Source organism: Halosolutus sp. YCN4 (assembly GCF_059736495.1).
The window spans coordinates 853,990-879,046 of record NZ_JCASSM010000001.1; the positions used below are offsets into that span (position 1 = coordinate 853,990).

Annotated in this window: 29 protein-coding genes; 14 read left to right on the plus strand and 15 right to left on the minus strand. The window is 66.0% G+C overall.

Going from position 1 to position 25,057, the window contains the following annotated elements:
- Positions 1-63: 63 nt before the first annotated feature.
- Positions 64-963, minus strand: coding sequence for a hypothetical protein (locus AC6I6X_RS04185; RefSeq protein WP_497929246.1), 900 nt, complete (start codon positions 961-963; stop codon positions 64-66).
- Between the two features lie 388 nt (positions 964-1,351).
- Between AC6I6X_RS04185 and AC6I6X_RS04190 the strand changes: the two genes are divergently transcribed.
- The 5 genes from AC6I6X_RS04190 (at position 1,352) to bioD (ending at position 6,680) form a co-directional block, all read left to right on the plus strand.
- Complete coding sequence (locus tag AC6I6X_RS04190) at positions 1,352-2,320, plus strand: hypothetical protein (protein ID WP_497929247.1); 969 nt, start codon at positions 1,352-1,354, stop codon at positions 2,318-2,320.
- Positions 2,321-2,401: 81 nt separating this feature from the next.
- Entirely contained in the window at positions 2,402-3,508 is a 1,107-nt protein-coding gene (gene bioB, locus AC6I6X_RS04195; RefSeq protein ID WP_497929248.1) for a biotin synthase BioB, read from the plus strand.
- A gap of 51 nt (positions 3,509-3,559) precedes the next feature.
- Entirely contained in the window at positions 3,560-4,624 is a 1,065-nt protein-coding gene (gene bioU / locus AC6I6X_RS04200) for a (S)-8-amino-7-oxononanoate synthase BioU (RefSeq protein WP_497929249.1), read from the plus strand.
- A gap of 152 nt (positions 4,625-4,776) precedes the next feature.
- Entirely contained in the window at positions 4,777-5,991 is a 1,215-nt protein-coding gene (locus AC6I6X_RS04205; RefSeq protein ID WP_497929250.1) for an aminotransferase class I/II-fold pyridoxal phosphate-dependent enzyme, read from the plus strand.
- Entirely contained in the window at positions 5,988-6,680 is a 693-nt protein-coding gene (gene bioD / locus AC6I6X_RS04210) for a dethiobiotin synthase (protein WP_497929251.1), read from the plus strand. Before AC6I6X_RS04205 ends, bioD begins: the two co-directional genes overlap by 4 nt.
- Here the strand turns inward: bioD and AC6I6X_RS04215 are convergent.
- The 5 genes from AC6I6X_RS04215 to AC6I6X_RS04235 all read right to left on the minus strand — a co-directional run bounded on the left by AC6I6X_RS04215 (position 6,677) and on the right by AC6I6X_RS04235 (position 10,659).
- Positions 6,677-6,853 (minus strand): C2H2-type zinc finger protein, encoded by a 177-nt coding sequence (locus tag AC6I6X_RS04215; protein WP_497929252.1) that lies wholly within the window; start codon positions 6,851-6,853, stop codon positions 6,677-6,679. The two genes, bioD and AC6I6X_RS04215, sit on opposite strands and share 4 nt — an antisense overlap.
- A gap of 154 nt (positions 6,854-7,007) precedes the next feature.
- Positions 7,008-8,519, minus strand: a complete 1,512-nt coding sequence (locus AC6I6X_RS04220) for a replication factor C large subunit (protein WP_497929253.1) — start codon at positions 8,517-8,519, stop codon at positions 7,008-7,010.
- Between the two features lie 43 nt (positions 8,520-8,562).
- Positions 8,563-8,937 carry a PIN domain-containing protein gene (locus tag AC6I6X_RS04225; RefSeq protein WP_497929254.1) on the minus strand — a complete coding sequence of 125 codons (375 nt, stop codon included), beginning with the start codon at positions 8,935-8,937 and terminating at the stop codon, positions 8,563-8,565.
- Positions 8,938-9,168, minus strand: a complete 231-nt coding sequence (locus AC6I6X_RS04230) for an AbrB/MazE/SpoVT family DNA-binding domain-containing protein (RefSeq protein ID WP_497929255.1) — start codon at positions 9,166-9,168, stop codon at positions 8,938-8,940.
- A gap of 135 nt (positions 9,169-9,303) precedes the next feature.
- Positions 9,304-10,659: a hemolysin family protein gene (locus AC6I6X_RS04235; protein WP_497929256.1), complete on the minus strand. Its 1,356-nt coding sequence runs from the start codon at positions 10,657-10,659 to the stop codon at positions 9,304-9,306.
- A gap of 310 nt (positions 10,660-10,969) precedes the next feature.
- Here AC6I6X_RS04235 and AC6I6X_RS04240 point away from each other — a divergent pair, with 310 nt between their 5' ends.
- Positions 10,970-11,731 (plus strand): competence/damage-inducible protein A, encoded by a 762-nt coding sequence (locus AC6I6X_RS04240; RefSeq protein WP_497929257.1) that lies wholly within the window; start codon positions 10,970-10,972, stop codon positions 11,729-11,731.
- Positions 11,732-11,761: 30 nt separating this feature from the next.
- Here the strand turns inward: AC6I6X_RS04240 and AC6I6X_RS04245 are convergent, their stop codons facing one another.
- The 3 genes from AC6I6X_RS04245 to AC6I6X_RS04255 form a co-directional block, all read right to left on the minus strand.
- Positions 11,762-12,406 (minus strand): metal-dependent hydrolase, encoded by a 645-nt coding sequence (locus AC6I6X_RS04245; protein WP_497929258.1) that lies wholly within the window; start codon positions 12,404-12,406, stop codon positions 11,762-11,764.
- 70 nt (positions 12,407-12,476) lie between these two features.
- Complete coding sequence (locus AC6I6X_RS04250) at positions 12,477-12,749, minus strand: DUF7521 family protein (protein ID WP_497929259.1); 273 nt, start codon at positions 12,747-12,749, stop codon at positions 12,477-12,479.
- Between the two features lie 60 nt (positions 12,750-12,809).
- Positions 12,810-13,160 carry an ArsR/SmtB family transcription factor gene (locus tag AC6I6X_RS04255; protein WP_250141794.1) on the minus strand — a complete coding sequence of 117 codons (351 nt, stop codon included), beginning with the start codon at positions 13,158-13,160 and terminating at the stop codon, positions 12,810-12,812.
- A gap of 241 nt (positions 13,161-13,401) precedes the next feature.
- Between AC6I6X_RS04255 and AC6I6X_RS04260 the strand changes: the two genes are divergently transcribed.
- The gene (locus AC6I6X_RS04260) at positions 13,402-13,602 is read left to right on the plus strand and encodes a DUF7835 family putative zinc beta-ribbon protein (protein ID WP_497929260.1); all 201 of its coding nucleotides are present in this window, start codon (positions 13,402-13,404) and stop codon (positions 13,600-13,602) included.
- A gap of 50 nt (positions 13,603-13,652) precedes the next feature.
- Here the strand turns inward: AC6I6X_RS04260 and AC6I6X_RS04265 are convergent, their stop codons facing one another.
- Entirely contained in the window at positions 13,653-14,312 is a 660-nt protein-coding gene (locus AC6I6X_RS04265; protein WP_497929261.1) for a metal-dependent hydrolase, read from the minus strand.
- 139 nt (positions 14,313-14,451) lie between these two features.
- On the opposite strand from AC6I6X_RS04265, the gene AC6I6X_RS04270 reads away from it, so the two are divergent.
- Both AC6I6X_RS04270 and AC6I6X_RS04275 read left to right on the plus strand, forming a co-directional pair.
- Positions 14,452-15,162 carry a helix-turn-helix domain-containing protein gene (locus AC6I6X_RS04270; protein ID WP_497929262.1) on the plus strand — a complete coding sequence of 237 codons (711 nt, stop codon included), beginning with the start codon at positions 14,452-14,454 and terminating at the stop codon, positions 15,160-15,162.
- Positions 15,163-15,172: 10 nt separating this feature from the next.
- Complete coding sequence (locus tag AC6I6X_RS04275; RefSeq protein WP_497929263.1) at positions 15,173-15,364, plus strand: hypothetical protein; 192 nt, start codon at positions 15,173-15,175, stop codon at positions 15,362-15,364.
- Between the two features lie 21 nt (positions 15,365-15,385).
- Here the strand turns inward: AC6I6X_RS04275 and gcvH are convergent, their stop codons facing one another.
- The 3 genes from gcvH to AC6I6X_RS04290 form a co-directional block, all read right to left on the minus strand.
- Entirely contained in the window at positions 15,386-15,769 is a 384-nt protein-coding gene (gene gcvH, locus AC6I6X_RS04280; RefSeq protein ID WP_497929264.1) for a glycine cleavage system protein GcvH, read from the minus strand.
- 5 nt (positions 15,770-15,774) lie between these two features.
- Positions 15,775-16,893 carry a glycine cleavage system aminomethyltransferase GcvT gene (gcvT, locus tag AC6I6X_RS04285; RefSeq protein WP_497929265.1) on the minus strand — a complete coding sequence of 373 codons (1,119 nt, stop codon included), beginning with the start codon at positions 16,891-16,893 and terminating at the stop codon, positions 15,775-15,777.
- Between the two features lie 198 nt (positions 16,894-17,091).
- Positions 17,092-18,696 (minus strand): S8 family peptidase, encoded by a 1,605-nt coding sequence (locus tag AC6I6X_RS04290; protein WP_497929266.1) that lies wholly within the window; start codon positions 18,694-18,696, stop codon positions 17,092-17,094.
- 402 nt (positions 18,697-19,098) lie between these two features.
- Here AC6I6X_RS04290 and AC6I6X_RS04295 point away from each other — a divergent pair, with 402 nt between their 5' ends.
- Positions 19,099-19,557, plus strand: coding sequence for an NYN domain-containing protein (locus tag AC6I6X_RS04295; RefSeq protein ID WP_497929267.1), 459 nt, complete (start codon positions 19,099-19,101; stop codon positions 19,555-19,557).
- Between the two features lie 10 nt (positions 19,558-19,567).
- Here AC6I6X_RS04295 and AC6I6X_RS04300 read toward each other — a convergent pair whose 3' ends face one another.
- Positions 19,568-21,181, minus strand: a complete 1,614-nt coding sequence (locus AC6I6X_RS04300) for a S8 family serine peptidase (protein WP_497929268.1) — start codon at positions 21,179-21,181, stop codon at positions 19,568-19,570.
- Positions 21,182-21,542: 361 nt separating this feature from the next.
- Between AC6I6X_RS04300 and AC6I6X_RS04305 the strand changes: the two genes are divergently transcribed.
- From AC6I6X_RS04305 to AC6I6X_RS04320, 4 genes are all read left to right on the plus strand, one after another.
- Positions 21,543-22,397: a TatD family hydrolase gene (locus tag AC6I6X_RS04305; RefSeq protein WP_497929269.1), complete on the plus strand. Its 855-nt coding sequence runs from the start codon at positions 21,543-21,545 to the stop codon at positions 22,395-22,397.
- A 98-nt stretch (positions 22,398-22,495) separates the two neighbouring features.
- Positions 22,496-23,074: a DUF2150 family protein gene (locus AC6I6X_RS04310; protein ID WP_497929270.1), complete on the plus strand. Its 579-nt coding sequence runs from the start codon at positions 22,496-22,498 to the stop codon at positions 23,072-23,074.
- Between the two features lie 101 nt (positions 23,075-23,175).
- Positions 23,176-23,547 (plus strand): 30S ribosomal protein S8e, encoded by a 372-nt coding sequence (locus AC6I6X_RS04315; protein ID WP_265112163.1) that lies wholly within the window; start codon positions 23,176-23,178, stop codon positions 23,545-23,547.
- A 123-nt stretch (positions 23,548-23,670) separates the two neighbouring features.
- Positions 23,671-23,889, plus strand: coding sequence for a hypothetical protein (locus AC6I6X_RS04320; RefSeq protein ID WP_497929271.1), 219 nt, complete (start codon positions 23,671-23,673; stop codon positions 23,887-23,889).
- A gap of 50 nt (positions 23,890-23,939) precedes the next feature.
- Here AC6I6X_RS04320 and AC6I6X_RS04325 read toward each other — a convergent pair whose 3' ends face one another.
- Positions 23,940-24,935, minus strand: a complete 996-nt coding sequence (locus tag AC6I6X_RS04325; protein ID WP_497929272.1) for a PhoU domain-containing protein — start codon at positions 24,933-24,935, stop codon at positions 23,940-23,942.
- Positions 24,936-25,057: the final 122 nt, after the last annotated feature.

Genomic DNA, 25,057 nt, shown 5'->3' on the forward strand with positions numbered 1-25,057 from the left:
ACCGACAGTGGGAACGGGCGAACCGATCGACCGCGCCCGCCGTAGAACGTGTTGTCGGGAGCGCTAGAACAGTCCGCCGAGTTTCGATCGGAGCCAGCCGAAGAATCCCGACGAGGTCTCGTCCTCCGGCTTCGCGAGGCTCTGTTCTTCGTCCTGGACGACCAGCGAGGTTTCGTCGGCATCGTCCGCCGACGGCGAGTCCGGATCGGTTTCGGCGTCCGGGTCGGCCGTCGATCCGGCCTCGGCCTCGTCCTCGTCGCCGAGTGCGTCTTTGACGTCGTCGTCGGCTGCCACGGCGGTCTTCGATCCTCCGTCATCGCTCGACGACGGGGGAGTCTCGGACGAGGACTCGTCGGTCGGTCCGGCCCGGTCCTCGTCCGACACCAGGATCGAGCCGCCGGACGGCGACGACTCCGAGGAGTCGCCGTCCGGATCGGTGGCGGACGACGCCTCGGCGTCACCCGGTTCGTTGGCGGCTTCGACCGTCCCCTCCGAGGGCTGATCAGCCGCGTCGGCCGTCTCGCTCGCGTCTATCGCATCGGCCGCGGCGGTCGCGCCGTCATCGGACCCGCCGTCCTCGGCTCCCGAGTCCACCCAGAGGAACTCCTTTTCCTTCGTTCGTCCGGTGAGCAAGAGATCCTCGAGCGCGTCCTCGTCCATGAGCAGGTCGTCGTCGACGGTCGTTTCCGCCGCCGGATCGTCCGCACTCGCGATGATGTCCTCGGGACTCTCGTCCGCGAGCACGTCGTCGGTGTCGTCCCCCACGTCCGTCCGGAGCTGATCGAAGACGTCTGCGGCCGTCTGGTCCTCGATCGCATCGTCGTCCGGCGACGCGTCGTCGGCCTCGCGATCGGCCGCTCCCCCCTCGACCGACTCCTCGATCTCGCCGAACAGTTCGTCCGCACTCGGTCCCGCCTCGAACGCCCCGTCCCTCGCGGTTTTATCTGCGGTACTGTCGGTCATACAGTCGTTCAGTACCAATAGATTATCACATCCCTTTAATTTTTGGAATTTTTGTCAGTTGGGACGAGTGATACAACTGAGACATGAGTGTAGTGGCCGTTGCCCGGTTCTAACGCCCATCGAATTTGACATACGTCTACCAACGTTCGGAGAAGTGTCTCGATATATCGATTCTCGTGGCACGATACGTCACCGGCAGGAAAGCTACGCGCTACCAGTAGGTCAGTCGACACGTGACGGTCGGACCGGAAGGACACACCGGGGATCGGAATCGAACGAACGATGGTCCTCGAACCTGCCTTCAGGGAATCCCACGACCGCACAAACGGTCGACACCGCGAATCGCAACGCGACAAAGTATTTACTACTCTCACTAACAGGAACGGGTATGCGCCGCCCGACGCGCCGCGCCCTCCTCGCAGCGACCGGAACCGTCGCGATCGCCGGCTGCCTCGACGGCCCGAGCGATTCGACCTCCGACGATCTCGATGACGACGATGGACAGACATCGAACGGCGACTCGTCGCTCCCGCCCGGCGGGACGTCCCTCGACGGGTGTCCCGAGTACGACGTCGATCGGGTCGTCGCCGCCCACGAGATCGATCCCGACGAGACCGCGATCTACCTCGTCCCGTCGGCCGAGACGATCGCCGGGAACGAGCGGATCACGTTCACGCTGGCCAACGAGACGGACAGCGACTTCATGCACAACCCGTTCCGCTGGCACCTCCACAAGCGGGTCGACGATCGGTGGCACTACGTCGCACCGAGGGGGTGGAATCAGCCGCTTTCCACCCTCGAACCCGGCGGGACGCACGACTGGGATCTGAGGGTCGACAACGCGGCCGTCGAAGACGGGGCATCCGTGCGCGATGCGAGCAGTGGACGCGATCCGATCGCCGGACTCGGCGGCGGGACCTACGCCTTCGGAACGCGAGGCCGGTTCGACGACGGCCCGTACGACGGGACGATCGGGTTCTGTGCGCGGTTCGAACTCGACGCGGACGACCTCGCGCTGACGCCGACGAACGCGATTACGAGCACCGAGTGGGAGGGCGACACGCTCGTCGCCACGTCCGACCGGGGCGATCCCGAGAGCGAATACACGCGACGGGGCGCGTACGAACTCGTTCGGACCGACGACGACGTCGCCGGCACCCCGCTGATCACCGAGACCCTGCTCCGGAACGACCAGTTGCGGGACGTCGTCGCACTCGCCCGCGACCACGACGCCGATCGGGTCCGACTCGAGGAGTACAACGGGACCACCCCGATTTTCGGCAACGACGAGGACGGCCACTACGAGTACGACGGCGACACCTACGAGGTTTCGACGAGAGAACTCGAAGACGAGTAACAGCGACCGTGTCACGGCCCGAACGTGCAAATGCCGTGACGGTCCCCAACAGTTATAGGTTCGTCAACCGAGGTTCGGATCGTGGTTTACGAGACGAACAACGAGACGGTCGACGACGCGCTCGAGCGGGTCCTGGCCGGCGGGCGACTCGATCGGACCGACGGACTCGCGCTGATGGCCCAGCCGGTCGACCCGCTCGCGGAAGCCGGGGCGGCCGTCCGCGATCACTTCGGTGACGGCACGGTCGACGCCTGCTCGATCGTCAACGCGAAGGCGGGCAACTGCGCCGAGGACTGTGGCTTCTGTGCGCAGTCGGTCCACTTCGACACCGGTATCGACACCTACGGCTTTCTCGGCCCGGAGAAGATCCTCGAAGCGGCCAAACGTGCCGAACGCGACGGCGCACAGCGGTTCGGGATCGTCGTCGCCGAGAAGGGCGTCTCGAAGGACCATCGCCCCGAGGAGTGGGCGGAGGTTCTCGAGTCGATCCGACTCGTCCGGGACGAGTGCGACCTCGAGGTCGACGCCTCGCTTGGCATCCTGACCGAGGAAGAGGCCGCGATACTCGCCGACGAGGGGATCAACCACTACAATCACAACATCGAGACCTCGCCGCGGTACTTCCCCGAGATCGTGGACTCCCACTCCTTCGAGGATCGGGTGGAGACCCTCGAGATCGCCAAGGAGGCCGGCATGGACCTCTGTGCCGGCGTCATCCTCGGCATGGGCGAGACGCCCACCGATCGGGTCGAGGCCGCGATCGCCCTGCAGGACATCGGCATCTCCTCGCTCCCGGTGAACGTCCTGAACCCGGTCCCTGGCACGCCGCTGTACGAACAGGGCGTCGACATCACGACCGAGGAGATCGTCAAGACGGTCGCGGTGTACAAACTGCTCCACCCCGAGTCGCGAGTGCGACTCACGGGCGGTCGCGAGGCAAATCTCGATCCCGCCGAGCAACACCTGCCGCTGGAGGCTGGCGCCGACGGCCTGCTCACGGGAGACTACCTCACGACGGAGGGGCAGTCGCCCGGCGAGGACATCGAGATCGTCGAACGGGCCGGGCTGGAACCCAATCGGGAGGTCAACGACTTCGATCCCGAGGCGGTGAAGGACCGTCACGGCGCGTCGACGGAGTCTTCGACCGAGACGGCGGCGAGTACGGGCGCGGAACCGGGAGACGACTAGCGGCGCAACCGACGACTAGCGGATCAACGGCTCACCACGACACCGACAGCCATGGACGAAATCACGTTTGCGGTACTCGGAACCGGCGGTATCGGACGACGAACGCTCGAAGTCAGCCAGCACAAGGACGCGCTCACCCCCGTCGCGGCCTGCGATCGCCACGGCACCGCGATCGACGCCGACGGACTGGACGTCGACGAACTGCTGGCGGCGACGGAGGGGAATATCGACAACGAAGTTGCGACGGACGGCGGAATCGGTGCGACCGCCGCCGACAGCGAGGGCGGCGTCAAACAGCACGGCGAGGACCGGGGGGTCGTCGCCTCCGCGCAGGCCCGTCCCAGCGAGGACCCGATCCAGGATATCATCGACCACGGCGATCGGATCGACGCCGTCCTGCTCGCACTGCCGAACTACGAACACGACTTCATCCCGCGCGTGGCCGATCGGTTCGTCGAGGGCGGCTACTCGGGCGTCATAGTCGACGTGCTCAAGCGATCGCGCGTGATCGACATGCTCGACGATCGGAGCGACGCGTTCGAGGAACAGGGAGTCACGTTCATCTGTGGTGCGGGCGCGACCCCCGGCTTCCTCACCGGCGCGGCCGCACTGGCGGCCCAGTCGTTCGTCGAGGTGACGGACGTCGACATCCACTGGGGCGTCGGTCTCAAATCGGGGTACGAGGACAATCGCGGCACCGTCCGCGAGGACATCGCACACCTCCCCGACTACGACATCGAGACCGCCCGCGACCTCTCCGACGACGAGATCGAGGCGATCATCGACGAGCACGACGGCGTCATCGAGTTCGAGGACATGGAACACGCCGACGACGTGCTCTTGGAGCGCGCGGGGATCTGTGACGCCGACGCCGTCAGCGTCGGTGGGGTGCTCGACGTCGAGAGCGACGAGAAGCCGACGACGACGACTGTCTCCGTGACGGGAACGACGTTCGACGGCGAGACGGCGACGAACACCTTCCAGCTCGGCGACGAGACCAGCATGGAGGCGAACGTCAACGGCCCCGCGCTGGGCTACCTGAAGGCCGGCGTCCGGCGGTATCGTGCCGGCGAGTACGGCGTCTTCGGGCCGGCCGAACTGATGCCCGGGTTCTGAGACCCCCAGGTGGTACCGCACCTCCGGTCGAATCACACGTTCGGACCCCGATATCGACCGCGACAGCACTCGCCGACACGGTTGGCGTCGGATTCGGTCGCGTCGATCGGAACCGTGAAAGTGAAATCACGTCGTTGACTCGATTCACTCGAATGGACGATCGCGACCGCGGGTTCGACCTGGAGGGGCGACTCCGCGCCCTCGAGGCGAACGATCTGAAGCGAGCGCTGGCCCCCGCCGATCGGGTCGCCGAGCGCGGCTACTTCGCGGCGCCGTCGGGCGGCGACCTGCCGGTGCTCGAGGCCGACGAAGCACTAGTCTTCGCATCGAACAACTACCTCGGGTTGACCGACGACCAGCGCGTCCAGGACGCGGCCCGACAGGCCGCCGCGACGGTCGGCACGGGGGCCGGGGCTAGCCGCCTGGTAACCGGCGATACGCTGGTCCACCGCGACCTCGAACGGCAACTCGCCGAGACTAAGGGGACCGATCGCGCGCTCGCGTTCTCCTCGGGGTACGCCGCCAACGTCGGGACGATCGCCGCACTGTCCCCCGACGTGATCTTCTCGGACGAATACAATCACGCGAGTATCATCGACGGCTGTCGGCTCTCGGGGGCCGAAACAGTCGTCTACGACCACTGCGACGCCGCGAGCCTGCGGTCGAAGCTCGAAGCGCGTGCCGATCGCCCCGGGGCCGAGACGGAGTCGTGGCTGATCGTCACCGACTCGGTGTTCAGCATGGACGGCACCGTCGCGCCGCTCGAGGCGATCTGTGACGCCGCCGAGGCGGTCGGCGCGTGGGTCATGGTCGACGAGGCCCACGCGACCGGCCTCTACGCCAACGGGGGCGGCGTCGTACAGGCGGAGGGGCTCGACGACCGGGTCCAGATCCAGCTTGGGACGCTGTCGAAGGCGCTCGCCAGCCAGGGCGGCTACGTCGCCGGCCGCGACGCCCTGATCGAGTGCCTGATCAACGACGCCCGATCGTTCGTCTTCTCGACGGGGCTGAATCCGCCAGCCGCCGCGGCCGCGAGCGAAGCGTTGCACGTCGCGCGTCACGGGAGCGCCCGGGAACGACTCTGGGAGAACGTCTCCCACCTCCGGGACGGGCTGGAGTCGATGGGATTTCGCGTGCTCGGGGACTCTCAGATCCTTCCCGTCATGGTCGGCGATCGAGGCGACGCGCTCGCCCTGGCCGACGCGGTGCGAGATCGGAACGTCGTCGCGCCGGCGATCCGGCCGCCGACCGTCCCCGAGGGGACCAGCCGGATCCGCGTCGTGCCGATGGCGACCCACGACACCGACGACGTCGTGGCCTGTCTCGAGGCGTTCCAGGCCGCCGGTCAGGAGGTCGGGGTGCTGTGACGGATGCCGACGCGCCGATCGCGGTCGTCGGCACCGACACCGGCGTCGGCAAGACCGTGGTCACGGCGGGGCTCACGCGCTGGTTCCGCGAGGAGGGGCTCGAGGCCCGGGCGATCAAACCCGCCCAGACCGGCCACCCGCCGGACGACGATGCGGGCTTCGTCGCCGAGGCCTGCGAAGACGACGACGCGGCGATCTGTCCCCGGTATCTCGAGCCGCCGCTCGCACCGCGCGTCGCCGCCGAGGAAACCGGCGAGACCCTCACCTACGGGTCGATCCTCGCCGCCTGCCAGCAGGCGATCGACGCGACGCCGGTCCCTCTCGTCGAGGGAATCGGCGGCCTTCGCGTACCGCTGGCCGGCGACAGCGAGGTGATCGACCTCGTCGCGGACTGTTCGGCCGCGGCGATCGTCGTCACGCGATCGGGACTCGGGACGCTGAATCACACGGCACTGTCCGTCGAGGCACTCCGTCGCCGCGGCGTCCCGGTCCGCGGCATCGTCTGCAACGAGTACGAGGGTGCGACGCTCGCGGAGCGGACGAATCCGGCCGAACTCGAACGGCTGACGGGGGTACCAGTCGAGACGGTGCCGCCGCTGTCGGGATCCGATCCACAGCGACTGGCCGAGGGGGTTCGCGACGCGCTCTCGCCGGCGTTTCGCGATCGGCTCTCGGCGGGCGAGTTCTAGACTGGCGGGGTCGGCCGCCGTTCGTTCTCGACGCCGGTTCCGGTCCCCTCCTCGAGGCCGTCGATGAGAGAGGAGACGATCTCCGATTTCCGGTGTTCCACCTCCAGGTGGACCCGAAGATTCGTCTGCTCGCCGTACGTGTCCGTACAGAGGGGGCATTTGTAATCGTTCATCGGTAACCGCTCACCGTCGAGTACTGTCATCGGTCACCGACGTAATAGTGTCGATCACTCTATATCTCGACATATTCTGGGGTAATAAAACCGAGTTGAACGGCCCGCAAATTCCCGACCGGCGGCGCGACGATGACCCGATTGCGAGCCCGGACTACATGAAGTCCGTCAGTCCGGACTGGTCGTCGTCCGGGTCGTCGGCCGACTCGGGTTCCGCCGACTCACCCTCGTCGGCGTCGTCAGCCGACTCGGTCGTGGCGGTGAGGGTTTGCTGGCTCTTCCCGTTCTCCGTGTCGGTAGCGCCCTCTTCCGCCGTCGCCGACGACTCGGTCGCGACCCCGTCGCTCGCGTCTTCGGCCTCGAAGAACGCGTTCCCCGAGTGAGCGACCGTCTCTTCGTCGCGCAGTTCCCGGGCGTCCTCGACGATCGACTCGACCTTGTTGGTGTCTTTCCCGCTGCCGGTGACGAACGAGACGTCCCCTTCGTCGAGGTCGTAGATCGCGGCCATCCGGACGGTGAGATCGCGGTTCTTGCAGTGGTGGGTTATCGCCGAGAGGAAGGGGAGAATCTCGCGGCGGGCCGTCGCGACGCTCGTTCCCTCGCGTTCGGCGATGCGTTCGGCGATCGCGTCCCGGGTGTTCCGGGTCCCCTTGGTCCGTCCGAGTTTCGACCAGTAGCTCGGCGGGCCGTACCGGGTCCAGCCGCCTTTCGGTTCGCGGCGGGAGGCGGCGACGCCGGCGGTCATGTTGTCCGTCGCGTACCGCCAGTAGGAGTAGTCCTGCGTGGCCCGGACGCGGCCGAGCCAGCGATCGGCGTTCGAGAGGAACTCGTAGGCGTCGGCCAGTTCCGCGCCCTCGTAGTCTTTGGGCACGTTGTCCTCGATCCAGTTGAGCAGGTCGTCCGGCGTCTCGTCGACGTCGTAGGACGCCCGGAGCGCGCCCTCGGCGTCCTCCTCCTTGATCAGCGCGTCGAGGTAGTCGAAGATCCCCTCGGTGGTGTCTCGCTCGCTCGTGACCACGTCCTCGACGGTCAGCCGGTCGGCCTCCTCGGCGACCGCCTGCAGGTCGTTGACCGCCGATCGGAGGTCGCCGCTCGTGTTCTCGGCGATCGCCTCGAGCGCCTCGTCCTCGTACTCGACTCCTTCCCGTCGGCAGATGTCTCGCAGGACGGGCACGATCGATCGCTTCGAGACGTCCCGGAACTCGATCGTCTCGCAGGCACTGCGAAGCGACTGGCTCATGTCGTAGAACTCGTTGGCCACGAGAACGATCGGCTGGTTGGCGTCCTTGACGACCCGCGTGACTTCCCTCGAACCGCCGTAGTCCGCGTTCCCGTGGAAGTTGTCCGCCTCGTCCAGGACCACGAGTCGGCGGCCCGCGCCGCCTGCCGTGAGGGTCCCGGTTTTGGCGGCTTCGCCGGCGATCCGTTCGATCACGTCGGCCCCGCGGCTGTCGCTGGCGTTGAGTTCCATCACGGGCCACCCCATGTCGCTGGCCAGCGCGTGGGCGGCCGAGGTCTTCCCGACGCCGGGACTGCCGTGGACGATCACCGCGTCCCGGTGCTCGTCCCAGGTCTCGGCCCACTGCTTCAGTTTGTCGCGGGCCTTGTTGTTCCCGCGTACCTCCGACAGGGTCGTCGGGCGGTACGTCTCCGTCCAGTCACTCATTGGACACAGGTTGGTGCGAGTCGCGTTTAGTGGTTGCGGAGCCTCACTCTTCGGCGACCGTCTTCAGGTCGATGCGGGACGTGACGTCTTCGTACGTGTCGTCGCTCGAGACGATGGGGTCCCCGTCGGATTCGACGAGATGGAGCGCGTCGAACGGCGTGAACCCGTGGTCTTCGACGTACGTCGCCGCGGAGACGACCGTTTCTACGTCGCCACGCACCTCGACGAGGGCGGCGGCGTTCGTGACGATGCGTTCGGTATTCCGCTCCTCACGGTAGGCAACGAGAAGGAGTTCGACGAGCGTGAACTGCGACGTCCACAACTCGTCCTGGGAGTCCCGATATACGGTTTCAGCGGCCTCTCCCAGCCAATCTTCGTCCTTGATGAGCGCGAGAAGAAAATCGGTTTCGGCGTACATCTAGCGTCCGGCCTCGTCGAGGGCTGCTTCGCGTGCTTCGTCGCGGAGTTCGTCGGCCGACTTGTCGATATCCGAGAACTCGTCCCTGAGTGCGTCGAGCGGGTCGTCGGCGATCGGGATCAGCTTGATCCCATCGTGAAGCTGAACGACGTGATACCGATCACCGTACCGCTCTCTGACGTCTTTCGGAAGCGTCAGACGACCGCGATCGTCAAGGGTTACGTCGGACATGTATCGGCGTATGGTGGGTAGAGATAAAACTATTCCCCGAATCGATCAAGATTCCCACTCTGGGATCGTTCGGACGGGGTTCGACTCGCTATCCACGACCCGATCGAGTGATCCGATCCGGTCCCGACACCGAACTCAACCCGACGGTTCCTCAGGTTCCGTGACGGCCTCGCCCACGATTACCCGCGAGACGCGCGTTCCTTCCACCGCTTCGACGGTCACCTCGTAACCGTCGGCCTCGATCGCGTCGCCGACTTCGGGCGGGCGCCCGAGGCGGTGCAACACCAGCCCGCCGATCGTGTCGAACGCGTCGCTCTCGAACTCGGTTTCGAGGAGGTCGTTCACCGCCGCGAGCGTGACGCCGCCGTCCATGGCGTAGCGTCCGTCCGCAAGTTCGTCGATCGAGGGTTCCATTGTCGCAGTGTCGAACTCGTCCTGGATCTCGCCGACGACCTCCTCGATGACGTCCTCGATGGTCAGGATTCCCTCGAAGGCACCCCACTCGTCGATCACGACCGCCATCTGGACGTTCTGCATGCGGAACTCGGTGAGGACCTCGTCGATCCGGCGGGTTTCGGGGACGATGATCACCTCTCGAGCGAGGTCGCGTGCAGTCGGCTCGTCGGCTCCCCGATCCGCCGTCCGATCCGCGGCCTCGATAGCCTGAAGCACGTCCTTCGCATGCACGAACCCGACGACGGGCTGATCCGCGTCGTCGTCGACGACTGGAAACCGGGTGTAGGTCCCGCTGGCGGCGACGCGTCGCAGTTCCGAGAGAGGCATCCCCGCGCGAACGGTGACGACGTCCGGCCGCGGGACCATCACCTCGCGGGCGATCGTCTTGCCCAGGTCGAAGATCGATTCGATCATCTCGACCTCGTCCATGTCGACGGTTCCCTGCTGGCCGGACTGGGAGACGATGCGCAGGATCTCCTCCTCGCTGTGGGTCTCGTCGCTCTCGGACGCCGGCTCGACGCCGATGAGTCGCGTAAAGAAGTTCGCCGTCCCGTTGAACACGACGATGCCGGGGAGGAAGACGTAGTAGAAGAACTTCATCGGCGCGGCGACCAGCAGCGCGATCCGCTCGGCATCGGCGATGGCGAGGGTCTTCGGCGCGAGTTCCCCGAAGACGACGTGCAGGAACGTGATGATGCTGAACCCGATCGCGATCGCGACCAGGTGAATCGACCCCGCCGGCAGCACCGATCCCAGGACGGGTTCGATGAGCGAGGCGATCGCCGGTTCGCCGGCCCACCCGAGCCCCAGCGACGCGATCGTGATGCCCAGTTGGGTGGTCGCGAGGTAGTCGTCCAGGTTCTCCTCGGCCTCCTGGAGGAGTTTCGCCGACCGTCGTCCCTCCTCGACGAGCGCGTCGATCTGGGTCGGCCGGATCCTGACGTACGCGAACTCCGCCGCGACGAAAAAGCCGTTCAGGATGACCAGGAAGAACGCGAACGCGAGGCGACCCAGCGAGAACGCGAGGTCTACCATCGGCCTCCCCTCGCCGACGTCGATCGACCCGGCTGCGCCGGTACCGGGGTGGGCGCACTCCGTCTTCGACGCTCGATTCGGCTGATTCGTCCGTCCGATCCGGGCGACCGGCGGTCGCCGATCGGTGGGCGAGATGTGCCGGCAGTCCAATCGCCGGGAGCCACGATCATACGGACACTTGGCACAGGGCTTACAAAACCGTGCCGCAAGCGCTCTCCCCAGTCGCGTCAGTAGCGAGTGACCTCGGTCTCTCGGTAGCGATCCCAGGTGATCCCGGAGACGATAACTGCCCATGGCCCGAAGGCCGTCCATGAACGTCGCGATCGTCACCGTCGGTGACGAGTTACTGGCCGGAACGACGACGAATACGAACGCGTCGTGGCTGGCCGAGCGGATCACCGATCGTGGGAGTTCGGTCGAACGGATCCTGACGATTCCCGACGATCGGGCCCTCATCGCCGACTACGTCGCCCGCTGGGGCGAACGGTTCGACGCCGTGATCGTCACCGGCGGGATCGGCGGCACCCCGGACGACGTGACGATCGAGGCCGTCGCGGAAGGACTCGGGCGCGACCTCGTGGTCCGCGAGGGGATCCGCGACCGCCTTCTCGAGAAAGCGGCCGCGTTCCGCGAGGAGAACCCGGATCTGGTCGCGGAGTACGACCTGCAACTCGACGTCGACGCCGCGGCCTCGATCCCCGCGGGCGCGACGCCGATCGTGATCGACGATGGCTGGGCCCCGGGCTGTGTCGTCGAGAACGTCTACGTGTTCGCGGGGATCCCCGACGAGATGCGGGCCATGTTCGAGCAGGTGGCCGCGGAATTCCGTGGCGAGTCGGTCGCGGAAACGCTGTACACGCCGGCCCCCGAGGGAGCGCTTCACGACGCGCTCGAGGCGGTCACCGATCGGTTCGACGTCGCGGTGGGGAGCTATCCCCGGAGCGAGCACCGACCCGGCCGGATCCGCGTCTCGAGTACCGACCCGGAGACGGTCGCGGACGCGATCGCGTGGCTCCGTGAGCGCGTGGAGACGACCGACTCGCCGTCGGCGAGCGATGGAGAAACGGAGTAGCCGCCGCGCGGCTCCCGGTGTGGGGGCCGCTCAGTCCGATCGCCGGTCCTCGGCGATCCGCACGAGCACCGTCACCAACCCGGCGACGGTGAGCACGAACCGCTCACCGCTGGCGGCGATCGGGAAGACCCGCTCGACGCCCGTGGCGGGTTCGTCCCGCGTCGGATCGACCCCCGTCCGGTAGTGGGTGTCCTCGGTCGTTCCGCGGGCCGTCGACTCGGCGACCTCCCCGGTCTCGAGTTCGACGAACGTCTGGACGATCCCGCGCTGATCCGTCACGAGCAGTTCCCCGGAGAGATCGTAGAACCGATCGTGAAGCGGCCAGAAGAGATTGACCCCGTTGAAGAAGGCGTCGAAGAGGACGTGTGCGAACAGCACCGCGGCGAGCGTGGCCCACGCGACGCGACGACCGTAGTCGCCCCACCGATCGCGGAGGGCCGATTCCTCGCGGATCGCGCCGTCCCACAGCACGACGGCGGCGGGGACGAGCACGATCCAGACGTTGTGCAACGCCGCGCGGTGCGTTCCGGGGACGACGATCCCGATCAGCGTGTCGAGATCGAGGAGCGCGGTACACCCCATCACGATCAGGATCGCCCGGGTATCGAACTCGTCGCCGAGCAACGCGATCCCGAGCACCCCCGCGAACGCGACGTGGACGACCGTCGATGGCATATCGGATCGACTCGAACCGCGGGGGCTTCACTGTTCGGGCGTTCGAACGGTCACTCCCGCCGGGGGAACATCAGCGGTACAGCGACAGATAGAGCATCCCGAATCCGATAATAAACGGGATGGTCTCGACGATCCGGAACAAGGTCGACAGCGTCGGGACCTGCGAGACGATCGTGGTGAGTGCGACGCCCATACTGAGAAACGCGAAGCCGATGAACGCGGATTCCAGCCGCTTCGACTGGTTCCTCCGGTACGACTGGAAGCTGATGAGGGTCAGTCCCAGCGCGAGCGCGAAGACGATCATCTGCATCATCATCAGGACGGCCTCCGCGATCTCATTCATGGCGCCCGTCACCTCCCGGATACAGTGGGTCGCGGCTGTCGTTGTGGCTCATCGTCTCTCCTATGTTGCACCGAGTTCGTCCCAGAGCTGCGAAAACCGGTCCGGGAGGTTTTCTTCGCGGAAGATCCGCACGTCGTACTCGTCGTCTTCCAGTGAAATGACCGTGCTGTTGAAATTGGACTGAAACTCCTTGTAGTGGTTCCCGTCGTCCGCGACGAGGGTGCGATGCTTGATGAGGTCGTAGTCTTCGAGGAGTTCGAGGCGTCGATAGATCGTCGGCTGTGAGAGGTCGAGTCGGTCCGCCAGTTCCTTCGCCGAACAGGGTTCGCGGCTGATCGAGGCGAGGACGGTCCTGGCGTGTTCGTCCCCGATCATGTCGAGAATGTCTTCGATGGAGGACTCGTCATCCATGTGCAGTTCCTATAGAGAGATGGAGCAAAAGACTTTCCCAGTTTTCGAACCGTCACTATGCCACGGAGTAGTTCTCTCCTGATAGGTCGCCGGTCGATCGAACGCGGACGGCCAGCGACGGGATCGATCGCGTCCCGTTCCGGCGGGGTGTTCTCACGCTGCGAAAATACCTATATATACCCCTTCTCCTCGTCCGAAGCCACTGGTGGTGCTATATGACCGATCGGTGTGATGGGCCGGTATGGCAACGACAGATGGTGTGTCAAACGGGATGACCGAACCGTGTGCCGTATGCGACACCGATACGCTACACGAGGTGTCGGTCCAGCTCGTAACCGAGGCAGGAGACGGGGAGAACGCCCAGTATTCGCGCGAACCCTACCGCGTCCGCGAGTGCCAGCGCTGTGGCAACCGCGAGAGTCAGCGGATGAACAACGCCTGAGGGACCCGCTTTTGTTCCTGGAACGACGGTTCTCCTGACGGCAAGAGCGGTCATTCGTTCTCGGCCGCGCGACGCGTCTCGACGATTCGAAAGAGTACCGTCCCGAGTCCCGCGACCGTGAGTACGAACAGTTCTCCCGTGTCCGCGATCGGGAACGTCCGTTCCGCACCCGCGGCGGGCTCTCCGGGTGTCGGGTTGAACCCGGTCGAGTAGTACGTATCTCGGGTCGTGCCGCGGGCCGTCGACTCGGTGATCCGCCCGCCACCGTCGTCGAACTCGACGAACGTCTGTTCGATCCCGCGCTCGGTGGAGAGAATAATCTCGCCCGAGAGATCGTAGAACCGATCGTGGATCGGCCAGAGGAGGTTCGCCCCGTTGTAGAACGCGTCCAGCAGGACGTGTGCGAACAGGACCGTGACGATGGTGACCCAGAGGACCCGGGTTCCGTAGGCACCCCATCGCGCGCGGACGGCCGACGCCGAACGGAGGTGGCCGTCCCAGTACAGCACCGCGCCGGGAACGAGAATGAGCCAGACGTTGTGAAAGAGCGCCCGGTGTGCGCCGGGGACGTAGATGCCGATCACGGTGTCGAGATCGATCGCCGCCGTCAGGACCATCACGGCGAGGATCGCCTTCGTATCGAACCGCTCGCCGAGCAACGCGGTCCCGAGGAGACCGGCGAGAGCGACGTGGACGAGAACCGAGGGCATATGCAGTCTGTGTTATGCTACCAGTATTCAATATATGCGCGCCTCTCGGTGCGCGCGACGGCGACGCGAGAGGCCGTGGCTTGCCGCCCTCCCGGTCGATCTTCAGAAGCTACTTGGCGCGACCACGCAACCGACGCACATGGGCGGACGCGGACCGAAACGAGAACTCGCAGAGAAGATTGCCGGGGAGATCACGCTGAGTACCGAGCCCGGTGCCACGTTACGCAAGTGGCGAACCGATTTCGGCGTCTCCCAGACCGACCTGGCTGCGGAGATCGACGTCTCCTCGTCGGTCATCTCCGACTACGAGAGCGGGCGCCGCGAGAGTCCCGGGATCGGTGTCGTGAGCCGCCTCGTCTACGGCCTGCTCGCGATCGACGAGCGCCGCGGCGGGGATCGCATTCGCCAGTACGGTCGCGTGCTGTCGGCCGGATTCGAGAGCGACGTCGTCTACGACCTCCGGGAGTACGCGACGTCGATCCCGCTGTCCCGGCTGTACGACGCGATCGACGCGACCGAAGTCGCGTCCGGGTCTACCGACCGGATCAGCGGCCATACGGTCATCGACAGCATTCAGGCGATCACCCGGCTCTCGAGCGAGGAGTTCTTCCGGCTCTACGGCCAGAGCACGAACCGCGTCCTCGTGTTCACGGGCGTCACGCGCGGCGAATCGCCGCTGGTCGCCCTGCGCGTGGTCAACCCGACGCCGAACGCCGTCGTCCTGCACGGGATCGACGAACCCGACCTGTGGGACCACGCCGCCGACCTGGCGCGGATCGACGGCTACTCGCTCGCCGTGACGACCGAACCGTTAGACGAGTTGCTCGACAACCTCGTTTCCCTCGAGTGACTGCGTTACCGTGACCGACCGCCGTCGACCGTTCGATCGGGCCGATCGCCTGACGATTGCGGTGACCGTCGTCTTCCTCGCGACGCTCGCGATCGTCGCCATCGTCGACGCGGCGATCGGCTGGCTCCTCTGGAGCGTCGCGATGGTCTCTCTCGTCGGGACGGTGCTGGTGCTGGTCACACGATCGTCGCCCGACGAGTGACTCCGAATCGGGAGGGTCGATTCAGGCGATCTGGTCCTCGTACTCGTCGGCGGACAGGAGGGTGTCGAGTTCGCCCGTGTCGTCGGCGTCGATCTCGAGCATCCAGCCCTCGCCGAACGGGTCGTCGTTGACGAGTTCCGGCGCGTCGAACAGCGCCTCGTTGACCGCCACGACTTCGCCGCTGGCGGGGGCGTAGAGATCGGACACCGCCTTGATCGACTCGATGACGCCGAACTCCTCGTCCTGGGTGACCGCGTCACCCTCGTCGGGGAGTTCGACGAAGACGACGTCGCCGAGTTCGTCCTGTGCGAAGTCGGTGATGCCGACGCGGACGACGCCGTCGGTTTCTTCTGCCCACTCGTGCGATTCCTGGTACTGCCGGTCTTCGGGAATTTCGAAACTCATGGTCGTTATACCGTATCGATGAAGGGAAGGGGTTCAACTCTTGCTTTTTTCGACTGGCCGCGGACGACGACCTGCAACGTCGTTCCGGGATCGGCGTACTCGACCGGGACGTAGCCGAGGCCGATCGGTTTCTCGAGGCTCGGACTCATCGTGCCGCTGGTGACCGTCCCGATGACGCGGCTCTCGGTGGTGGTGATGTCGTAGCCGTGCCGGGGAACGCCCCGATCGATCAGCGCGAAGCCGACGAGTTTCTCGTCGACGCCCTCCTCGTGAACCCGCGCGAGCGCGTCCCGACCGACGAACTCCGTCTCGAGGTCGACGGTGAAACCGATCCCGGCCTCGTAGGGCGTCCGCGGGTTCGACTCGGCGTCGAAGTCCTGCCCCGAGAGCAACAGGCCGGCTTCGACCCGCAGGGTGTCGCGGGCCCCGAGGCCGCAGGGCTGACAGTCGAGCACTGACCAGATCGTCTCGGCCTCGGACCAGGGGACGATCAGTTCGAACCCGTCCTCGCCCGTATAGCCGGTACGAGCGGCCCAGCACCGGACGTCGTCGATCGTCACGTACCGTGCCTCGAACCGATTCAGGTCGGTGACCGGATCGTCGACGACCCGATCGACGAGGTCGGGTGCGTCGGGGCCCTGGACGGCGAACATCGCGTACTCGTCGGTCCGGTTGTCGACGGTCGCGTCGAGGTCCCACTCGTTCCGGTGGGAGATCCAGCGTTCGTGGGTCGCCTCGTCGGTCCCCGCGTTGGGGACGAAGAGGTAGGTCGGGTCGCCGCTTCCGGTCGATCGATCGCCATCCCCGTCCGGGAGTCGGTAGATCACGGTATCGTCGATGATGACGCCGTCCTCGTTCGTGATGGTCGCGTACTGCGAGTCGCCGACGTCGAGTCGCGTGACGTCGTTCGACGTGAGCCGTTGCATCAGCGTCGTCGCGTCGGGGCCGGTGACATGAATCTGGCCCATGTGGGAGACGTCGAACTTCCCCGCGTCGGTGCGAACGGCCTCGTGTTCGGTACGAATCGAATCGAATTCGACTGGCATGTCCCAGCCGCCGAACTCCGTGAACTTCGCCCCCAGGTCGTCGTGAATCCCACGCAACGGCGGCGTCTGAAGCGGCATATTCGGGTGGACACTCTCGGGATAGTAATGTCTTTTCGTCAGTCGGTCGAGCGCGGCCGATCGGGGATCGGTTCGAGCACGATCGGTCCGGCGGCCGAACGATCGACTCACACGTCTACGGTCGATCGCGAAAGAGAAGACGAGCGTGTGGTCAGACGGTCCCGTGCGGGTCGTCGCTACGGTTCGTCCCTCGACGTGTTACGTTCCGAGTTCCTCGATCGTCACCGTGTAGGAGCCGCTACCGCTATAGGCGTCGACGAGGATTCCCAGTTCTTCGTCGCCCGAGAGGTCCACCTCGATCTCCTTCTGGCTGTTCGTCGAGGTCGAGGCCTCGTCGTAGTCCCAGGTGCTGGGAGTCCGTCCGTCGAGCGTCAGGTAGAGGTCGAAGTCCGCGCCGGACGGGCCGTCGAGCGTGACCGTCGCGGAGCAGGGGTTCGCCGTGTCGAGCGTGTATGTGTAGGCGTCGCTGCCGCTACCCCAATAACCGCCGCTGAGGGAGCCCTCGACGGAGTCAGTCGCGGTCTCGTCTCCGCACTCCCCGTCATCCGGGTCGTCCGGATCGTCGGGGTCGTCAGGATCGTCCGGATCGCCGCCGTTGACGATGTTGAGCGCGTCGACCCGACCGGCACCCTGTTGATCGCCCGAGAGCCCGATGTCGACGGCGCTGTTTTCGAGCCGTTGCCAGAGATCGGCGGGCGAGTCGTCGGGGTTTATGCCCTTGCCGAGGGCGGCGACGCCGGAGGCTACGGGACACGCCATCGACGTCCCCGAGAGCGACTCGTAGGAGCCACCCGGGACTGGAGCGAGCACGTCGACGCCCGGGGCGGCGACGTTGATCTCGGGTCCCCGGTTCGAGAAGTCCGCGAGGTTCTCGTTCTGGTCGACCGCCGAGACCGCCATACAGTTGTCGTACGCGGCCGGGTACGAGACGGCCCCGCCGTCGTTACCCGCCGCGGCGATCGGCAGGGAGCCGTTCTCGTAGGCGTAGTCGATCGCGTTGCGCATGGTGTCGTTGGCGCCACCGCCACCCAGGGACATGTTGACGATGTCGGCACCCTGGTCGGCCGCCCACTGGATCGCGTCGGCGATGTCCGAGAGGGACCCGCCGCCGTCCGAATCGAGAGCGCGCCCCGAGATGAGCCGACAGTTCGCGATGCCCGCAGTGCCCTCGGCGTTGTCGGTCGTCGCTGCTGCACAGCCGGCGACGTGGGTGCCGTGGTTCTCGCTGTCGACGACGGGAGCGGGATCCTCGTCGTCGTCGACGAAGTCGTAGCCCTCGTCGCCCTCGAACCGATCGGCGAGGTCGGGATGGGTGTAGTCGACGCCCTGATCGACGACGGCGACGGTCACGTCCATCGAGCCCAGGGTGGTGTCCCACGCCTGGTCGGCGCGAACCTGTTGAGGGGCGTACTGGTCGCCGAACTGCGGGTCGTTCGGTTCTAGCTGGGTGTAGTACGTGGCGTTGCGCTCGGCGTACTCGATGCCGGGCTGGCGCTCGAGTCGGTCGATGGTCGAGTCCATCGTTCCGGCCCGATCGTCGGGCATCTCGACGGCCACGTACCCGAGTTCGTCGTTCTCGTGGACGACCGCGGCTTCGTCGGGAACGTTCCGTTCGACGGTCGCCTGGGCGCTGGCGATACCGACGCCGTCGGCGGTACCGACGAGGATTTCGTCCTCTTTCGGACCGGGCGTTCGACCGGGCGTCGCGGAAGCGACGCCACCCATTCCGAAGAAGGCGGCGAGGGTACCTGCTGCTTTGAGTACGGATCGACGATCGATGTGGACGTTATTTCCTTCCGTCATGATACACAATCATAGAAATTATACTGGTATTAAATTCTTACTAAACTCAGTTATAATCAATACTATGACGACACGACGAGAAGGAGTCGCGGATAATCCTCTCGACACCTCCATTTTGACTGAGAGTTCATAACGTTCATACAATTTTAGCATAGAATAAATATAATGCAAGTTCTTTTCCTGCAAGTATTGCCATTCGCTTCATCGATGATCGGTTGCCGCCTACGAGCCCGGAACGGTGTTTCAGCCGCGTTCTCGGACGCCAGATCGATCGTTCTACAGGGCGATCGTCGCGCGACGGCGAGAGGAATCAGGCGATCGGAAACGCGGCGATACGCCCTGTCCATCGAACGACGACGGCGATCCGTCACACCTATCTCCGGCGAGGGGAAACGGGCGTGCATGTTAGACCGCGTTCGCGCCCGTCTCGCGCCCGATGCCGAGGGATCACCGACCGTCGGCCTGTTCGTCGACGGGCCGAACGTCTTCCGCGACGAGTTCGACGTCGACCTCGACGACCTTCGGACGGCAGCGCGGGAACTCGGCCGTGTCGGCGTCATTCGCCTCTATCTCGACGAACACGCCACGCCCGGACTCATCCAGGCGGCCGAGGCCCGCGGCTTCGAGGTGGTCGTGACCAGCGGCGACGTCGACGTCAAACTCGCCGTCGACGCGACCGCGCTGGCGAGCGAGGGCACGTTCGATCGTCTCGCCATCGCCTCGCGCGACACCGACTTCAAACCCGTCCTCGAGTACGCGGGAACCGTCGGGGTCGAGACCGTCGCGATCGCCCCGGGGTCGTACGGTCGATCGGACGCGCTCCGGAACGCGGCCGACGACGCGATCACCCTCGGGACCTGATCGATCGTCGCTACCGGCCCGCTTCCCGGATCGTCAGCGTGTACGCACCGCTTCCGGACTCGGCGTGGACCTGAATGCCGAGTTCCTCCTCACCCTCGAGCGGGACTGTCACGGTCTCGCTGGCGCCGGCGTCGGCGCTTCCGTCGTCGTAGTCCCAGCGGGTCGGCGATCGCCCGTCGAGGGTCACGTAGAGGTGGAAGTCGGCGTCCGTCGGCCCCTCGAGCGTGAGCGTGACGGAGCACGGATCCGTCGTGTTGGGGGAGTAGCTGTAGCGATCGCTTTCGCCCCACCAGCCGCCGCTGAGTTCGCCGTCGGCGCTCGCGGTGACCGTTTCGTCGCCGCACTCGCCGCCCGACTCCTCGTCGTCGCTCTCGTCTCCCCCCTCGGAAGACGGGGCGGTCGTCACCGCGGCACCAGCGTCGACGCGGCCGTGGCCCTGCGCGTCGGCGTCGAGGCCGACGTCGACGGCGGTCTCCTGGAGGTGTTCCCGGAGGGCTTCGCGCGAGAGGTCGGGGTGGGCCGATCGCACCAGGCCCGCCACGCCGGAGACGACCGGCGCGGCCATCGAGGTGCCCGACATCCGTGCGTACCCGTCCCAGGGGACGGCCGAGACGAGCATCGTCCCCGGTGCCGCGAGATCGATCCCCGGCCCCGTGTTCGAGAAGGAGGCGATCGCGTCGTCCGCGTCGACCGCCGAGACGCCGATCACGCTGTCGTACGCCGCCGGATACGCGACGCTGTCGGTCCCCTCGTTCCCGGCTGCCCCGACGAGGAGACAGCCCCGATCACGCGCGTACTCGCACGCGTTCGCGAGGGTCGCGTAGTCGCCGGCCGTCCCGAGCGAGAGGTTGACGACGTCCGCGCCGGCGTCGGCGGCCCACGCGATCGCGTCGGCGATGTCGGACAGCGAACCGCGACCGGACTCGTCGAGCGCGCGGACGGAGAGCAACGAGCAGTTGCTGATGCCCGCGTGGCCGGTGGCGTCGTCGGTTTCGCCCGCCGCGATCCCCCCGACGTGGGTGCCGTGTCGTTCCTCGTCGCTCGCCGGATAGGGATCGCTCCCGTCGCCGACGACGTCCTCGCCGCGCCGATCGTCGATCGTCTCCGCGACCGCCGGGTGATCGTACTGGATACCCTGGTCGACTACGGCGATGACGACGTCCTCGTCGCCGAGTGTCGTCTCCCAGGCGGTCTCGCAGTCGATCTGCTGGGGGGCGTGCTGGATGTCGTAGTGGGGGTCGTCCGGCTCGGCGATCGCCTCAATCGTCGCGTTCTCCTCGACGTACTCGACCTCGTCGGCCCGGGCGACCGCCTCGACGAACCGCTCGCGGGCCCGATCGGACGCGTCCGCGGGAAACGAGACGACGGCGTAGCGGATCCGCTCGTTACGCCGGACGACGTCGACGTCGCCGGGGACGGCAGAGCGGACCGCACGTCGAACGTCCGAGACCGACTCGGAGAGGCCAACCACGAGTTCGTCGTTCCGGGGACCGGGATCGCGGCCCGAGGTCGCGCTCGCGATCCCCGTGGAGCCGAGCAACCCGCCGATCGAAAGCGACGTCAGGAGCGTTCGCCGATCGACCGACGGAGTGGTGTCCCGATCGCTTGAGCCATCGTGTGGCATGGAGTGACGGTCACCACGGCGTGAAATTAGTAAACGTTTGTCGAACAGAGTATCCGTTCATTAATACTATTTTTAATAACGACCCGTCAACTGAAAACGATTTGTTGACTTAAAGCGTGAACTGGTGCATCCGACCGTTGAAACGCCCCGCTAGAGGGGGTGAAACCGAACCTGCGTTTGACAACCGGACGACGGTCTCGGGATCGCGATCGGCACCGCGACCTATCACGGATGCGAGGCGGAACGGATTGAGCGCGCGTCATCTAAACGAATCGAGCGCACGTCGTTCCCGTTACTCGCGTGCGCGATGGATGGTCGAAAAGTCGATGAATTTTCCCGCCTCGATCGCCGACTCCGACGTATGATCGACGACACACCGGTGCTGGACAACCACCTCCACCTGGATCCGGACAACAATCGCGGCATCGACGCCGTCCGGGACTTCGCACGGGTCGGCGGCACCCACCTGCTCGTGGTGAACAAACCCTCCTGGCACCTCGGGGTCGAGGCCGACGCGGGCGAGGACTTCCGTCCCGTGTTCGAGCGGACGATCGAGATCGTCGACGAGGCCACGGCCGAACTCGACGGGCGCGCCTGGCCGGTGCTCGGAGTCCACCCCGGGCTGATCTCGCGGCTCGTCGACGATCGGGGCTACGCGCCCGCCGAAGCCCGGAAGATCATGCAGGGCGGCCTCGACGTCGCCGCGGAGTACGTCGAGCGCGGCGACGCGCTGGCTCTGAAGTCCGGCCGTCCCCACTACGACGTCACCGATGCGGTCTGGGACGCTTCGAACGACGTCGTGCGCCACGCGTTCGACCTGGCCGCGGACCTCGACTGTGCCGTCCAGCTCCACGCCGAGGCGAGCGAGGACATGACGGCGGTGACCGACTGGGCCGAGGCGGCGGGACTGCCGGCCCACCGGGTCGTCAAGCACTACGCGGGCGGCCGACTCGAGGGCCCGATCCCGAGCGTCATGAGCGAGAAAGACCGTCTCGAGGTCGCCGCCGACCGTGGCGACCCGTTCCTGATGGAGACGGACTACATCGACGATCCCGATCGACCGGGGGCCGTCCTGGGCCCCAAGACCGTCCCCCGAAGGGTCTCGTGGCTCCTCGAGAACGGCCACGACGAGGCCGTCCGGAACGCACACGTCGAAACGCCCGAACTGGTCTACGGGATCGATACCGAGGCCACGCTCGCGGACGCGAACCGATAACTCGAGATTACCGGCGTCGACAGGTCTTCGAACCGAAACGTCACGCGCACCGGACGGTGTAGAGAAAGGCATTTCAAGCGGCCGGTGTAGGTGTCTGTATGAGCAATCCGCCGACCGAGTTCTACTCGGAGGAACGCTGGCAGAACTGGATCGATCGCATCAAAGACGAAGAGATCGATCCGGAAGACGAATCGTCGGCCCGACTCCTGCTCAACCTGCAGGACGACACGGCGATCGCGATCGCGAAGATCGTCGCGGCCTACGACGACGGCGAACTCGGTGAGGAGGAGGCCCTAGAAGAGATCAACGACGTCCGCGAGATCGTCCTCGGCGAGGTCGAGATCGAGGACGAGGAGAAGTTGATCCTCGTCGACGGCGTCCAGACGAGCCTCGTCTGCGTCTTCTTTGCCGCCGAAGAATACATCGCCACCGGCCCGGCCGACGACGGAAGCGTCGGCGACTACCTGGGGGCCGCGGCGGACGCCGAGGCCGAGGAGGATCTCGACGCCGCGCTCGGCTACGCCGCACAGGCGGGGACCCTCATCATCGACGGCGAGGAACTCGATATGGGCGTCGCGGAGGACCTCGAGTACGGACTCGTTACGGAGTGGATCAACGGACTGGACAGCCTCCAGAGCGCGATGAGCGACCCCGAAGTCGTCGAAGAGGACGAGTAACGCGGCTCCGAACGGCGCCGGACCGTTCGATCGCGCCCGATCGGTGCGTTCTCGCGGATCGACTCGTTGCATTCAAATAGCCGCCGCGACTGGTACCGGGTATGCAAGACCAGGGACGATCTACGCGCAAGCGCACCGGCGGCCGACTGAAGAACGTTCGCAAGCGCCGCAAGAACGAACTCGGACGGCTGCCCACCGAGACGCAGGTCGGCGAACCCCGCTTCCGGACCGTCGACGTCCGCGGGAACGACACCAAGACCCGCGCGCTGGCGACGAACGTCGCGAGCGTCAACAAGGGCGACGAGACCGTCAGCGCCGACATCGAGGACGTCGTCGAGAACGAGGCGAACCCGAACTACGTTCGCCGGAACATCATCACGAAGGGTGCCGTCATCGAAACCTCGGAGGGCACCGCCCGCGTGACGTCCCGTCCCGGCCAGACCGGTCAGGTCAACGCCGTTCTGCTCGACTAGTCTGCTGACCCGTTTCGATCTCGATCAGGTGCTGGCTCCCGCATAGCCTCGCGACCCGGTCGGCGCGTTCGGGCCGGTAGCGACGACAGTTTTTTGTTATTCTTCGAACGAGTCCTGCGTACGTTGTCGGCGTTCGTCGGACTACTATCGATCGGCCTCGTCCTTTCGCTGGCACTCGGCGGACTGGCCGCCACCGTCGTCGGTGTACCCGTTCAGGACACGCTCCTCGGCGTCGTGGCCGTGATCGGTGCACTCCCCGCGCTCGTCCAGCACCGCCTCCATCAGCAATTGGAGTTCGAAAACGGCCCGCTGTACGACCACCTCTCCGAGAACTGGACCTGAGCCGAGGGTGATCCGTCCGTGTTAGCCGATCGGAAGGGACGCGCCCAGCCTCAGGGACGTGGCGCTGCCTTCTGGAGCGCGGTTTCCGCGATGTTGCCGCCGTAGTCGGCGCTCCGGGAGAGCGAGTCGACGATCAGCCCGAGCGACTGGGCCTGAACGGGGTCCAGGTCCCGGAGCATGTCGTCGATCCGTCGCGTGTGCTGGTCGATCTCGATCACCGCCTCGCGGGCGGCGTGTCCGAGTCGGTTCGCCTCCTCGGTTTCGTCGGCGACCAGCGCATCCATCGACTTCTCGAGGATGTCGAAGGCGTCCTCGTGCAGGGCGACGAGCGCCTCGGCCACGTCGGGTGGAATCTCGTCGAGTTTGAGCGCGAGGTTGCTGATCTTGGCGGCGTGATCCGCGACCCGTTCGAGCTGGCGGGCGCTGGAGTGGAAGTCGAAGCAGTCCTCGCGGGGGACGCCGAGTTCTTCGGCCGCACGCGGGGACCGAAGCGTCGCCCGGAAGATCCGGGAGACGACCAGCCAGAGCCGATCGACGTCGTCGTCGCGCTCGGTGACGTCGTGGGCGATGTCGTCGTCGTTTTCGATGAGGGCCGTGATCGCGTCCTCGAGCATCGACTGGGCGATCAGGCGCATGCGGGAGACGGCGTTGACGATCGACAGCTCCGAGGAATCGAGCAGATCCTGGATGACGACGCTGTCGGTGGTCTCTTCGAGTACTTCGACGCCGACCAGTCCGTGCGTGGCGTTGCGAATGGCGCTTCGCTGATCAGTCGTGATGCGGGCCCCCTCGAGACGGATGATGTCGAAGCCGCTGACGTACATCGTCATCACGGCGCGAGTCAGTCGCTCGCCCTGGAGGTCGGTGACGTCGAGGGTCCCCTCCTGGCGATCGGTCTCGCTTCTGGGCGTCAACAGCAGCGTATCGTCTTCCGGGTAGAACTCGACCGTCGTCCCAGCGCCGACGTCGTTGTCGGTCGCCCAGGATTTCGGCAGCGAGACGGTAAACGTAGACCCGCCCGTTACCTGCACCTTTCGCGTCTCCATACGCGCGGTTTCGGCCGTGTATCAATAAATCCATCCACCTCTATGGACGCCGACATCCGGACGGAAGAATACGATACCGACGCTGTACCGGTAGTTCGGCGGAAACGGCTCCGGGGTACGGT